Here is a 12,303-nt window from a genome sequence, read left to right as displayed (position 1 = left end):
GAAATTATGTTACGAAAAATAAGTGCAGTAATTTTAATGTGTTCACTATTGGTTAATGTTTCATGTAGTGAAGACTTTTTAGATACAAAGCCAACAGACTCTATTTCAGATAAAGATGCATTCGCCAGTGTAGAGAATATGTTTTTGGTACTAAATGGGTTGCATAGACAAATGTTCGCGCAATCACCATTAGATGGAGCTTCTGGTAGTAGAGCTGGTCAACAATATTTTCAGCCAATGTTTGATGTGTATTGTGGAGATTTAATTCACTCGTCTCGAGGGAATGGCTGGATGAGATCTGGTTTACAATGGTTGGATCATACCAATGCTAATACAACTACGGTTAGAAACCTTTGGTATCAACGTTATCATTTTATAGCTGCAGCAAATAATTTGATTAATAAAACAGCTGAAAATGGATTTCCAGAAGGTGACGCCGATGTTGCAAATATTTTAGGTCAGGCCTATGCTTATAGAGCTTGGGCGTATCATCAGTTGGTAACAACGTATGCTAAAGGATATTTAATTGGTAATCCTTCTACAGATTTAGGAGTGCCTTTATTATTAGAAGCGGGTGCACCTTATACAAGTGAACCAAGATCGACTGTTGAGGTTATTTATGATCAGATTGAAGAGGATATTAATAAATCAATAGCTTATTTTCAAAATGCTTCAGCACCTCACGACAAGTCACATTTATCTTTAAATGCTGCTTATGGTATTAAGGCGAGAGTAGCTCTTTCAAAAGGAGATTGGGCGATTGCCGCAGATGCTGCTGCAAGAGCTAGAGATGGTTTTCCAATTATGAGTGAAGCTGCATGGAAGTCAGGTTTCAACACTGTTGAACTTTCAGAAGTTATTTGGGGAGGACGAGTAATTGATGCAGAAACTACTTATTATCGTTCATACTTCTATTACATATGTCCTACTTTTAACGGAAGTCAAAACAGAAGTAATCCAAAGACAGTAAATATTGAAAGATTCAACCAAATACCTGCTACTGATTATCGTAAGGAAGCTTTCCTTCCTTTGGCACCAAATACAAACAGTGCAGCTTCAAATGGTCAAGGAGGAAGTTATTTAACAGATCCTAATTATGACAATGCAACTGATTTTAATCAGGCAAAAGCTGATATTATTGCTCGTTATGGTATGACTTCACGTCACAATACACATCCATACATGCATGTGAAGTTTTTACAAAAGAATCCAGGTACAATTGATCCAGATGATGTAATTTATATGCGTTCTTCTGAAATGTATTTAATTGAAGCAGAAGCAAAAGCAATGTTAGGTGATATTGCAGGAGCTCAAGAGGCGCTGAGACCATTAGGAGAAGCTCGTGATAGTGCTTATGACGTGACTGCATTCAATACTCAAGATAGTTTTATTGAGCACATAAAATTCCAACGTTATGTAGAGCTTTACGGAGAAGGGTTTAGCTGGCATGACCATATTCGTTGGGATGTTGGAATCGATTTAACAAATTCTGGAGCGGCACAAGTACTATATCAAAATGGATTTATTCAAGGAAAACCATCGGTTAACGATGCTTGGATTTGGAAAATCCCACAAGCTGAAATAGATGCTAACCCAAATATTTCTGAAGCAGATCAAAACTAGATTTCATTATATATTGTAATTATTTATCGATGCTAGAAGTTTTTTTAGCATCGATTTTTTTTAAAAGAAATACAAGTATAGCATTGCAACACTTACCATTGAAATAACAATAAAAGCGAGCGCATTTTGAATTCTATTTTCTCTACGCATTTTCTCACGAATCCTTAATAACTGCTTTCTTGTAGCTTTTTTTGTAAAGTGTAAAGGTTTGTGTTTGTTATTGAGATATTTTTCGAGTTTTTCAAAAACAACTTTACGTTTTCTTTTATTATTCTTTAATGTAGCAATCATTGAAGCTGCTCCTCCCATAGCGTTTAATTTTAGAGTTAATACTTATTAGTCGCTTAGGTTGAAATATTGTTACATTAAATAAATTTTACCGAGTCTTAATTTTTGTAGAAGCCGATAAAGTAAATGGCTAGAATAAAGAAAGTAACAAAGAATACCGTTTTTAAGATGAAATTTCGTTTGTTTTCCTTTTTAATTGGTTTTCTTTTCTTTACTAATACATTTTTTCTACATATTACAGATGTGCTACTTAATCCCCAAAATATTGACTTGTTATTAATAGAGACACCTATAAACCCTGATTTGTGTAAGGGGATCTAGGGTGCTGTAAATCATGGTTTTTACTGATGAGTTTTTAACGTTTTTGGAGATTGAAATTAGCTTTTGATTTATATTTTTAACATAATTATTTTAAACCGGTTAAAATAATTTTCTCTAGAATTAATTTCGGGAGACGTCTTATTCGTTTACGTAAATAGCGAGTGAAAACTTTAATTAAATTAACTATTTATGAATTTTTTTTCAAAAAACGCATTAATCGTATGCATGATTGGTGCTCTGATGGTTGGTTCTATACACCTTAACTCAGAGCAAATTACCACAGGACAAGTAAAAGAATTAAATGTTCAAACTACGAACATGGAGGTTGCTGAAAAGGCAGGAACTCCTTTCTTAATGTTAACTTTTAGAATGGGAATGGCTGCTTATCGCTATTACCAGTGGCAAGGTGAAATTCCTTATCATAAGGAAGACAATGCATATATTGCCATGAATGAAGAAATTAAAAAAGAACTTATAGATGAAAGACTAGCGATGCTAGACTAAAAGTTTTAAGGGAGGTGTTTTAACACCTCTCTTTATCGCTTTAATCAAGTAATTTTATCAATCTTGTATGAAAAAAATATATTACTACTTCTTACTACTGGTGTTTTCTTCTTATTGGTTAATAACTTTTTTTTTCAATGCACCTGATAATTATATAAAAATTCAGTTTTTTCAGGAAGGGGATGTTTTTAGTAAGTTTTTTTATCAGAAATGGGGTTTTTTTGCTCCCCCACCTCAATTCAATGAAAAGTTATATTGTTTAGTTTTAAATAAAAAGGACAGCACAAAAGTTAAATCTTTTGAATTAATGCAATCAATCATAGAAGAAAAGGTGGCACGAGCTCCATTTAACAATAAAGCTGATATTTTAGATTATATACTTTCAAATTCGTGTATATCCATTAATAATCAAATAGTAGAGTTAAAGGAAAGGGTAGAGTATTTAGAAAAGAAAAAAAGGCTAGAGGTTCATGAAAAGGATAGTATTATAAACCGTGGTTTGGAAGTAACTTCTTATTACAAAGTCTTGAAGAATTATGTTCAGGAAGTTGCTAGAAAAAATAAGGTAAACAAAGAAGATTACTTGGTTTCTTTTATGATAACGAATATCCCAATTCCTAAGTTTGTTGATCGTAACAAGGATAGTGTTCATGTTGAGGAGTCTTTAGTTTATAGGAGTAAACCTTTTGATATTTAGGGCTCATAGTTCAAACTACACTTTATTTTTCAAAATATTTTTTTCATGACTTTAAAAAAAAGAATAGATAACCTAATAGGAAGGTTATCTGATAATCATAATTTTTCGTTTTATTCGAGCGTATTAAGAATTTTCGTGTGTTTTTATCTAGCGAAAGATATTATACTAAACAGTCAATTTCATGTAGCCTTGTTTAAAGGAGGAGATCATTTAATGCAAAGAGAAGCTCCTTGGCTTGGGCTTTTAGGGATATCAAATCAATTAATATCTGATAATATAGGTGTTTTTAATATTATATATTTGCTGTTAATTGTATTCCTATTCTTTGGGGTAGGAAAAAACTTTGTAGCTCTTTTACTGTTTTTCTTTTTAGATGCTTCTCAATCACTTACATCTGTTATTCTAAATGGAGGCGATAACTATTTGAAGTTTATTCTGCTTTATCTTGTTTTTATGAATTCTTATGAATATTTCTCCATTAGTAAACAACGTTTTAAATCTTCGGAAATAAACAAGTTAAATACTTTTTTGTCGAATTTGGCAGGATATTCTATATGTATTCATTTGTGTTTGATATATTTTGTTTCTGCAATGCATAAAATTCATACAGATGTATGGTTTAATGGGGTGGCTACTTACTATACGTTTTCTTCCGAACGATTTGGTGGTACAAATACAATTAATCAATGGATGTCAAAAAATGGTTTTATAGTCACTTTAACAACCTACGGAACAATTATTGTCGAGTTGTTTTATCCAGTGCTAGTTTGGTTTAAGGAAACCAAGCTGATCTTTATATTTTCAGCTATTTCTTTACATCTAGGTATTGCAATTATAATGATGTTATATGATTTTCAAATTTTATTTATTGTTGTTCAGGGAATGTTCATTAGCAATGAATTTTGGCTTTCAAAAATAAAAGTACTTAAAGAGAAAAAGTGGGTGCAAAAGTTGTTTAATTCTAAAAAAGAAACACCTGTGATACCGACCGAATAATGGTTTATAAAAATAGGTCTTATGAAAGTTGTCTTATTCGATGGAGTGTGTAATTTGTGTAACACTACAATTACTTATATAATAAAAAGAGATATAGAAAATAAATTCAAATTCGCATCATTGCAATCTAAATACGCTAACGAAAAGACAAAAAATCGTTTTGTTAATGAGTTGTCAACTATTGTGCTAATCGATGATGAAAAAGAATATGTTAAGTCAACAGCTGTCTTAAGAATATTTAAAGAGTTGAAAGGCTATAAATGGGTGAGAATACTTCTATTTGTACCAGTTCCAATAAGAGATTTTTTTTATAAGCTTGTAGCTTCAAATCGATATACTTTATTCGGGAAACGGAAAAGTTGTATGATGCCTTCGAAAGAATTGAATGAAAAATTTATCAATTAAAAAAACCAGAACAATACTAGTTCTGGTTTTTTTAAAGTTTTATTTATACTTTCTTATCGCCTCTTGAATCTTTTCAATTCTATTTTCAGGATCCGGGTGGGTACTTTGGAATTCTGGAACTCTATTAGGTCCTGCCGCCGCTTTTAATATTTCCATTACATTAATTAAATAATTCGGATTATAACCAGCTTCTAACATTAAGCGAACTCCTAACTCATCACTTTCTAACTCATCGCCTCTACCATTTTTTAAAAGTGTTTGTTGGCCAATACTGTTAGCAAGAGATCCTAAATCAGCACCAACAGAAGCTCCCATGGTAAGTAGTTTCCAGAAATTGGCTTCTGTTATTCGTTCATTTGAATGTTTTCCTAAGACATGTCCAATTTCATGCCCTAGCACACCAGCAAGCATATCTTCATTCAATCGTCCAGATTGATCTGTTAATTTTGAAAATAACGCATAAGTGATAAAAATTTGCCCTCCTGGTAGCGCAAAAGCATTAATAGCTCTATCGTCTCTTAATAAATGAAAGTCGTATTGATATCCTGACCTTTTCGCTATAGAGTTATTAACCAACCTTTGACCAATTTTGTCAACAATTTCTTGGTATCGATTATCGGGAAATAAACCACCATGTTGTTGCGCCATTGATGGAGCCTGTTGAAGTCCAATGGCAATTTCTTGCTTTGGAGTTAAACTTATCGATTGGGTTTTTCCAGTATATGGGTTTTCTGTTTGTTGACTGCACTTTCGCAAATAGGCAAAGGCAACTATAACTAAGCCTATTAGTAAGCGAACTTTAAATCCACCTCGTCTCATTTTGTTTTGATTTTTTGTCAGTATTTAAAGATACGAAATATAGTTTTTTAACGAATATCAATTTTTTGTGAAATATAAAAAACTTAACTTTACGAAGTTTAAATAGCTATATATGAGTACTCACTTTGAATTGAATGAGGTAACAGAAAAATTACCCAAACATTTACATAAATTTATTGTTCAGCAACCTTATGATGAATATACAGCACAGAATCAGTCAGTATGGCGTTATGTGATGAGAATGAATGTGGATTATTTAAGTAGAGTGGCACATAATTCGTATTTAAATGGGTTGGATAAAACAGGAATTTCAGTAGAAAGTATTCCTAGAATGGCTGGAATGAATCGAATATTAAAAGAGATTGGCTGGGCAGCAGTTTCTGTTGATGGTTTTATACCTCCAAATGCTTTTATGGAGTTTCAAGCCTACAACGTTTTAGTAATTGCTTCCGATATGAGAACTATAGATCATATTGAATATACGCCAGCGCCCGATATTATTCATGAAGCAGCTGGACACGCACCAATTATTGCCAACCCTGAATATGCAGAATACTTGAGAAGGTTTGGAGAAATTGGAGCCAAGGCGATTTCATCTGCCAAGGATTATGAAATGTACGAAGCAATTCGATTACTATCTATTTTAAAAGAAAACCCGAATTCTACAACAAAGGAAATTAACGAAGCTCAAGAGAAAGTAGAGTGGTTGCAAAATAACTTGGGAGAGCTTTCGGAAATGGCTAAAATTCGTAATCTACATTGGTGGACTGTAGAGTATGGGTTAATTGGAACAGTAGAAGAACCTAAGATTTATGGAGCAGGATTACTGTCTTCAATAGGAGAGAGTAAGTGGTGTATGCAAGATCAAGTAAAAAAGCTTCCATATACTATAGAAGCAGCTGATGTAAGCTTTGATATTACCAAGCCACAACCTCAGTTATTTGTAACACCTGATTTTGCTCACTTAAGTTTAGTATTGGAGGAGTTTGCTAATAAAATGGGAATTCGTAGTGGAGGATTAAAAGGAGTTGAAAAACTAATTGATTCCGGAAATTTAGGAACAATTGAACTAAGTACAGGAATTCAAATTTCGGGAACGTTTAGCAATGTAATTTCGGACGATAAAAACCGTCCAATATATATACAAACTACCGGACCAACGGCTTTGTCAAATAGAGATAAGGAGCTAATTGGTCATGGAATTAACTATCATGCTGAAGGTTTTGGTAGTCCAGTAGGGAAATTAAAAGGAATTAATATTCCAATAGAAAATATGAGCCCAAGAGATTTAGAGGCTTATGGTATTTATGAAGGTGAAAAAGTAACTCTTGAGTTTGAAGGTAATATTAGAGTTGAAGGTGAAGTAATTACTGGAACAAGAGATTTGAGAGGTAAAATATTACTGATATCTTTTAAAAATTGTAAAGTAACACACGGTGATACCGTATTGTTTCATCCAGATTGGGGAATCTATGATATGGCTGTAGGTGTAGAGGTAGTATCGGCTTTTGCTGGACCTGCAGATGTTAACTCATTTGGAGATTTAGGACAAGTCTCAGAAACAAAAACTCATAAGATTGAATACTCTGATTCAGATAAGGAATTATATGCTTTGTATGCAAGGGTTAGGGAGATAAGAGAAAATGAGACTGTTTCAGAAAGTAAAATTGAAACAATTTTTAATAGGTTAAAATCGGAATTTAAAAACGATTGGCTTTTACCACTGGAGTTATTGGAACTGGCTTTAGAAAATGATTATACAATAAAGATAGAATTGGCAGCTTATCTTGAAATACTGAAAAGTAACAAAAGCTACCAAACATTAATTGAAAACGGCTTAAATTTGCTTGAAAATTTCCAACGAGCCTAAAATGAGATTATTTAATTTATTTAGAAAGAAAAATATGAGTAACGAAATTAAAGAATATTTAGAAAAAGGAGCAGTTGTTTTGGATGTAAGAACAATACCAGAGTGGAATGAAGGTCATTCTGATGGTGCCAAACACATCGTTTTAGATACCATTCCTAATAATGTTGAAGAAATTAAATCATGGAATAAGCCAGTAATTGCAGTTTGTAGAAGTGGAGCAAGAAGTGGTCAGGCAACTGAATTTTTAAATGGGCACGGTGTTGATGTTATTAATGGAGGTCCTTGGCAAAATGTAGATCAATATTTATAAAAATATTTTTTTGAAGTAAAAGGTCGTCTAAAATTATTTTAGACGACCTTTTTTATTGTTTGAAGTTTTTAAAATTGAGGAATACACTCGAATCCGACACCATTGAAATTACATAATCCTGGTTCTTGGTATTTTCCAAAAATATTATTGAAGAAAACAGTGCATTCTTGCCCATGATATTCACATGGAGTAGAGTATGAGCTTCCACCATTAACATTTTTTTGTTCTTTTTTGGTTAATGTCTGAACATCATTTAGATTTAAAATTTTTTTTAGCATAGTTTAAATGTAGTTTGGTTAAATAAAAATTCTTAATAGATAGGTTGGCATAACCCGTTCTGTAAACAAATACCTTCCTGTTCAATGGTTTCATTGATTGGAGGGCCAAATACAAGCACAGCAACGCAATAGTCACCAGCTCGCCTACAGTTTCGATCAGGATTAAAGTCATGTCCTCCATTAATTTTTTGCAGATCTTGCTTCGATAACTTTCTAGCTTTCGTTGCATTCAAAACTTTTTTTAACATAGTAGTTAAGATTTAGATTTATTAAAAATAATTTGGTTGAAGATAATGAATGGGAGTCGAAATGTCAATTATTTAACATTTTTCTAGAAGAGTTTTGCGTTTTTAAGTGGATTGATTTATAACTTATATAGCAGTTCCGCCAGAACTCTGTCTATTGACATAATCTAGTTAGTGTCAATATTCTTTTAGATGAATAAAGTTAATGAGCTTTCGATTCTTTATTAAAAGAAACATGAGGTAGTTTTCCCTGAAGCGCTTTTATTTTTTGTTCTAACTTCTTTAAAAAGGCTTTATGTTCTTCAGAATTAGGATTAAATGGTCTGTGGGACAATCCTCTTTGAATATTTTCAACAGTATTCATAATGGTCTTGATGTCTTCAGAAATCCAAGCATTTTTAAAGCGTTCCCATATATAATTGACGGCAACTGTATTAGGATGAATCATGTCTTCTTTATAAAAGCGGTAATCTCTGAGTTCATCCATCATAATTTCATAAGAAGGGAAATAATGGATGTTCTTTCTTTCGTCAACGACTTCATGAATTGCCGCAGTTAAATGCGATTTACTTCGTTGATTTTCCACAAAACCATCTTTTAAGTGTCTAACAGGCGATACAGTAAAAATAATCGAAGCATCATATTTTACCGATCTTATTAAAGAAACAAGTGCATCTAAACTTTTGGTAATATCGTTTATAGATAAAATTTCTTTCAAGAATTTTTTTTGAGGAATCTTATGACAATTTGCTACGATTTGATCTATCTCAATGAATCGATATACCCACGCTGTTCCGAGAGTAATAATAATATGAGAAGCATTTTTTAAGGTATTGTGGGTTAAGGAAACAGATTGGTTTAAATTCTCAAGAAGTGTCTCTTTTGACGGAGAGCTCAATTTAGAATGACTATCAAAAGAGTGCCATTGTTCATTATGAAAAAACAGCTCATCTTCTTCGTATTTCTTTTCATTTATTGAATTAAGTACAAGTCGTTCGATAGCCTTGGGTTGAAATAAAATACCAAAAGGATTTTGAACCGTTTGAAATTTAAAATAAGAAAGTTTATCTCCTATATTTTCAGAGAAACACGAACCTAACAATAACAACTTTGATTGATAAGTGATAGGATTGTACTGTTGTTGTTTTAGAGGTATTTGTGTTTGTAGAATCATATTTAATAACGTGTAATAATGAACAAGAAAAATGTAAATATAAAAAAGGTTCAAAGAAATAATTCTTTGAACCTTTTTTGTATATCTAATTTGAATCTCTTTTTACAGATATTCAACTGCTTTTTCCAATGCTTTAGGAATTCCTCCTGGGTTTTTACCTCCTGCTGTAGCAAAGAAGTTTTGACCACCTCCACCACCGTGAATTAGTTTTCCTAACTCTCTTACAACTTTACCAGCGTCATAACCACGATCGTTAGCTAAATCTTTAGAAATATAGCAAGTTAACATAGCTTTTTCTTTTGATGGAGCTGTAGCAAACAGCAAGAATAAATTGTTCATTTCTCCTCCCAATTCAAAAGATAAGGTTTTAATTCCGTTAGGGTCTAAATCAACCTGAGTCGCTAAGAATTGAACTCCATTTACCTCTTTCAATTGATTTTTAATATCACCTTTTAAATTTTTCGCTTTATCTTTTAAAAGCTGCTCAATTTGCTTTTTAAGGTTGGTGTTTTCATCCTGTAAAGAACTAATTGATTTTACAATGTCCTTAGGGTTTTTTAATTGTTGTTTTATATCGTTATAGGTACGTTCTACATCTTCAAAATAATCTCCAACCGCAACGTTTGTAATGGCTTCAATCCTTCTAATTCCTGCAGCAACGGCTCCTTCGGATTTAATTTTGAAATACCAAATGTCACCAGTTTGTTGCACATGAGTTCCACCACATAGTTCCATTGACTTTCCGAAACGAATGGTACGAACGCTGTCACCATATTTTTCACCAAATAAGGCAATAGCTCCTTCTTCTAATGCTTGCTCCATTGGAATACCTCTTTTTTCTTCTAAAGAAAGGTTTTCACGGATACGAGCATTCACAAACTCCTCAATTTCTTGCAATTGATCTTTATCTACTTTAGAAAAGTGAGAGAAATCAAAGCGTAGGTATTTATGGTTTACCAAGGATCCTTTTTGTTCAACATGATCTCCTAAAACAGCTCGTAACGCTTGGTGTAGTAAATGCGTAGCCGAGTGATTACTTGCAGATAATCTTCTAAACTCATCGTTTACTACTGCCTTAAAAGTCTCGTTTAAATCTTTTGGAAGGTGTTTAGTAAAATGAATAATTACATTATTTTCTTTTTTAGTATCCGTAATATAAATAACATCACCATTACTAGCTTCTAATGCACCTTTGTCTCCAACTTGTCCTCCTCCTTCAGGATAGAATGGCGTTAAGTTGAATACTAATTGGTATTGATCGCCATCTTTTTTAGTGGTAACCTTTCTATAGCGAGTAATCTTTACGTTCGAAGTTAAGGTGTCATAACCAACAAATTCCTCAACATCATCTTCTCTTAATACAATCCAATCTCCAGTTTCACTAGCTGAAGCAGCTCTTGAACGATCTTTTTGCTTCTTTAATTCTGCATTAAAGCTTTCAACATCTACATCAAAACCTTTTTCTCGAGCAATCAATTCTGTTAAGTCTGAAGGGAAACCAAAAGTATCGTATAATTCGAATGCTTTCTTACCTGATACGGTTTTACCTTCAGTAGTTTCAATAACTCTATCTAATAACAATAATCCTTGATCCAAAGTTCTCAAGAAAGATTGCTCTTCTTCCTTAATTACATTGTGAACTAAAGTACTTTGCTTTTTAATTTCAGGAAAAGCATCTCCCATTTGATGAGATAGCGTTTCTACCAATTTATAAATGAAAGCTTCTTTTTTATTTAAGAAAGTGAATCCATAACGAATTGCTCTTCTTAAAATTCTTCTGATAACATATCCAGCTCCATTATTACTCGGTAATTGTCCATCAGCAATTGCAAAAGAAACTGCTCTAACATGATCTGCAATTACACGAATAGCAACATCAACTTTTTCATCTTTACCATAAGTTACTCCGGTAATCGTTTCTATTTCTCTAATTAAAGGAGTAAAAACATCAGTATCGTAATTCGATTGAACATTTTGCAATACCATACATAAACGCTCAAATCCCATTCCTGTATCAATATGTTTTGAAGGAAGCTCTTCTAAGGAACCATCAGCTTTACGATTATATTGCATAAATACTAGGTTCCAAATTTCAACAACTTGAGGGTGATCTTCGTTAACTAATGATTTTCCATCAACTTTGGCTTTTTCTTCCTCAGATCTAATATCAACATGGATTTCCGAACATGGACCACAAGGGCCTTGCTCTCCCATTTCCCAGAAATTATCTTTTTTATTACCCATTAAAATACGATCCTCCGGAATAATAGCTTTCCAGAAATCATAGGCTTCTTGATCCATTTTAGTACCGTCTTTTTCATCCCCTTCAAAAACGGTAACATATAAAATGTTCTTATCAATTTTATAAACTTCAGTCAGAAGTTCCCATGCCCAAGCAATGGCTTCTTTTTTAAAGTAATCACCAAAACTCCAGTTACCAAGCATTTCAAACATGGTATGGTGATACGTATCGTAACCAACTTCTTCCAAATCGTTGTGCTTACCTGAAACACGTAAACATTTTTGAGAGTCAGAAATTCTATTGTTTTTTGGGGTGGCGTTGCCTAAAAAGAATTCTTTAAACGGAGCCATACCTGAGTTTGTAAACATCAGTGTAGGATCATTTTTCAATACCATTGGCGCCGAAGGAACTATGTCATGTTGTTTTGACTTAAAAAAATCTAAGAATTTAGTTCTTATTTCTTGTGATTTCATACCACTACCCATATCTTAAAATTGTTAATTTTTGTCTAAAAAACTCCTAAAAAAATGA

13 protein-coding genes are annotated in these 12,303 nt (G+C 32.7%); 7 read left to right on the top strand and 6 right to left on the bottom strand.

Features of this window, described 5'->3' with window-relative positions:
- Nucleotides 1-6 precede the first annotated feature (6 nt).
- A complete protein-coding gene (locus ACKTTV_RS07750) occupies nucleotides 7-1,623 on the top strand; it encodes a RagB/SusD family nutrient uptake outer membrane protein (RefSeq protein ID WP_408030257.1) in 1,617 nt (538 codons plus the stop codon).
- Nucleotides 1,624-1,683: 60 nt separating this feature from the next.
- Here the strand turns inward: ACKTTV_RS07750 and ACKTTV_RS07745 are convergent, their stop codons facing one another.
- Nucleotides 1,684-1,932, bottom strand: a complete 249-nt coding sequence (locus tag ACKTTV_RS07745) for a hypothetical protein (protein ID WP_408030256.1) — start codon at nucleotides 1,930-1,932, stop codon at nucleotides 1,684-1,686.
- A gap of 489 nt (nucleotides 1,933-2,421) precedes the next feature.
- Between ACKTTV_RS07745 and ACKTTV_RS07740 the strand changes: the two genes are divergently transcribed.
- The 4 genes from ACKTTV_RS07740 to ACKTTV_RS07725 all read left to right on the top strand — a co-directional run bounded on the left by ACKTTV_RS07740 (nucleotide 2,422) and on the right by ACKTTV_RS07725 (nucleotide 4,834).
- Complete coding sequence (locus tag ACKTTV_RS07740) at nucleotides 2,422-2,736, top strand: hypothetical protein (RefSeq protein WP_408030255.1); 315 nt, start codon at nucleotides 2,422-2,424, stop codon at nucleotides 2,734-2,736.
- 67 nt (nucleotides 2,737-2,803) lie between these two features.
- Nucleotides 2,804-3,433, top strand: a complete 630-nt coding sequence (locus ACKTTV_RS07735) for a hypothetical protein (protein ID WP_408030254.1) — start codon at nucleotides 2,804-2,806, stop codon at nucleotides 3,431-3,433.
- 45 nt (nucleotides 3,434-3,478) lie between these two features.
- Nucleotides 3,479-4,429: a hypothetical protein gene (locus ACKTTV_RS07730; protein WP_408030253.1), complete on the top strand. Its 951-nt coding sequence runs from the start codon at nucleotides 3,479-3,481 to the stop codon at nucleotides 4,427-4,429.
- Nucleotides 4,430-4,450: 21 nt separating this feature from the next.
- Nucleotides 4,451-4,834 (top strand): thiol-disulfide oxidoreductase DCC family protein, encoded by a 384-nt coding sequence (locus ACKTTV_RS07725; RefSeq protein ID WP_408030252.1) that lies wholly within the window; start codon nucleotides 4,451-4,453, stop codon nucleotides 4,832-4,834.
- 39 nt (nucleotides 4,835-4,873) lie between these two features.
- Here the strand turns inward: ACKTTV_RS07725 and ACKTTV_RS07720 are convergent, their stop codons facing one another.
- Nucleotides 4,874-5,653, bottom strand: a complete 780-nt coding sequence (locus ACKTTV_RS07720) for a M48 family metalloprotease (protein ID WP_408030251.1) — start codon at nucleotides 5,651-5,653, stop codon at nucleotides 4,874-4,876.
- Nucleotides 5,654-5,765: 112 nt separating this feature from the next.
- On the opposite strand from ACKTTV_RS07720, the gene ACKTTV_RS07715 reads away from it, so the two are divergent.
- Nucleotides 5,766-7,523, top strand: a complete 1,758-nt coding sequence (locus ACKTTV_RS07715) for an aromatic amino acid hydroxylase (RefSeq protein ID WP_408030250.1) — start codon at nucleotides 5,766-5,768, stop codon at nucleotides 7,521-7,523.
- A 34-nt stretch (nucleotides 7,524-7,557) separates the two neighbouring features.
- Nucleotides 7,558-7,833: a rhodanese-like domain-containing protein gene (locus ACKTTV_RS07710; RefSeq protein WP_408030249.1), complete on the top strand. Its 276-nt coding sequence runs from the start codon at nucleotides 7,558-7,560 to the stop codon at nucleotides 7,831-7,833.
- Nucleotides 7,834-7,901: 68 nt separating this feature from the next.
- On the opposite strand, the gene ACKTTV_RS07705 is transcribed toward ACKTTV_RS07710, so the two are convergent.
- From ACKTTV_RS07705 to alaS, 4 genes are all read right to left on the bottom strand, one after another.
- Nucleotides 7,902-8,111 carry a hypothetical protein gene (locus ACKTTV_RS07705; protein ID WP_408030248.1) on the bottom strand — a complete coding sequence of 70 codons (210 nt, stop codon included), beginning with the start codon at nucleotides 8,109-8,111 and terminating at the stop codon, nucleotides 7,902-7,904.
- A 32-nt stretch (nucleotides 8,112-8,143) separates the two neighbouring features.
- Complete coding sequence (locus tag ACKTTV_RS07700) at nucleotides 8,144-8,359, bottom strand: hypothetical protein (protein ID WP_408030247.1); 216 nt, start codon at nucleotides 8,357-8,359, stop codon at nucleotides 8,144-8,146.
- Nucleotides 8,360-8,558: 199 nt separating this feature from the next.
- Nucleotides 8,559-9,530 carry a GSCFA domain-containing protein gene (locus ACKTTV_RS07695; RefSeq protein WP_408030246.1) on the bottom strand — a complete coding sequence of 324 codons (972 nt, stop codon included), beginning with the start codon at nucleotides 9,528-9,530 and terminating at the stop codon, nucleotides 8,559-8,561.
- A 102-nt stretch (nucleotides 9,531-9,632) separates the two neighbouring features.
- Nucleotides 9,633-12,245, bottom strand: a complete 2,613-nt coding sequence (gene alaS / locus ACKTTV_RS07690) for an alanine--tRNA ligase (RefSeq protein WP_408030245.1) — start codon at nucleotides 12,243-12,245, stop codon at nucleotides 9,633-9,635.
- Nucleotides 12,246-12,303 lie beyond the last annotated feature (58 nt).

This window comes from Tenacibaculum xiamenense (assembly GCF_964513065.1).
Classification (GTDB): domain Bacteria; phylum Bacteroidota; class Bacteroidia; order Flavobacteriales; family Flavobacteriaceae; genus Polaribacter; species Polaribacter xiamenense.
The sequence above is the reverse complement of the archived record's forward strand: the minus strand, read 5'-3'. Positions and strand labels throughout refer to the sequence as shown.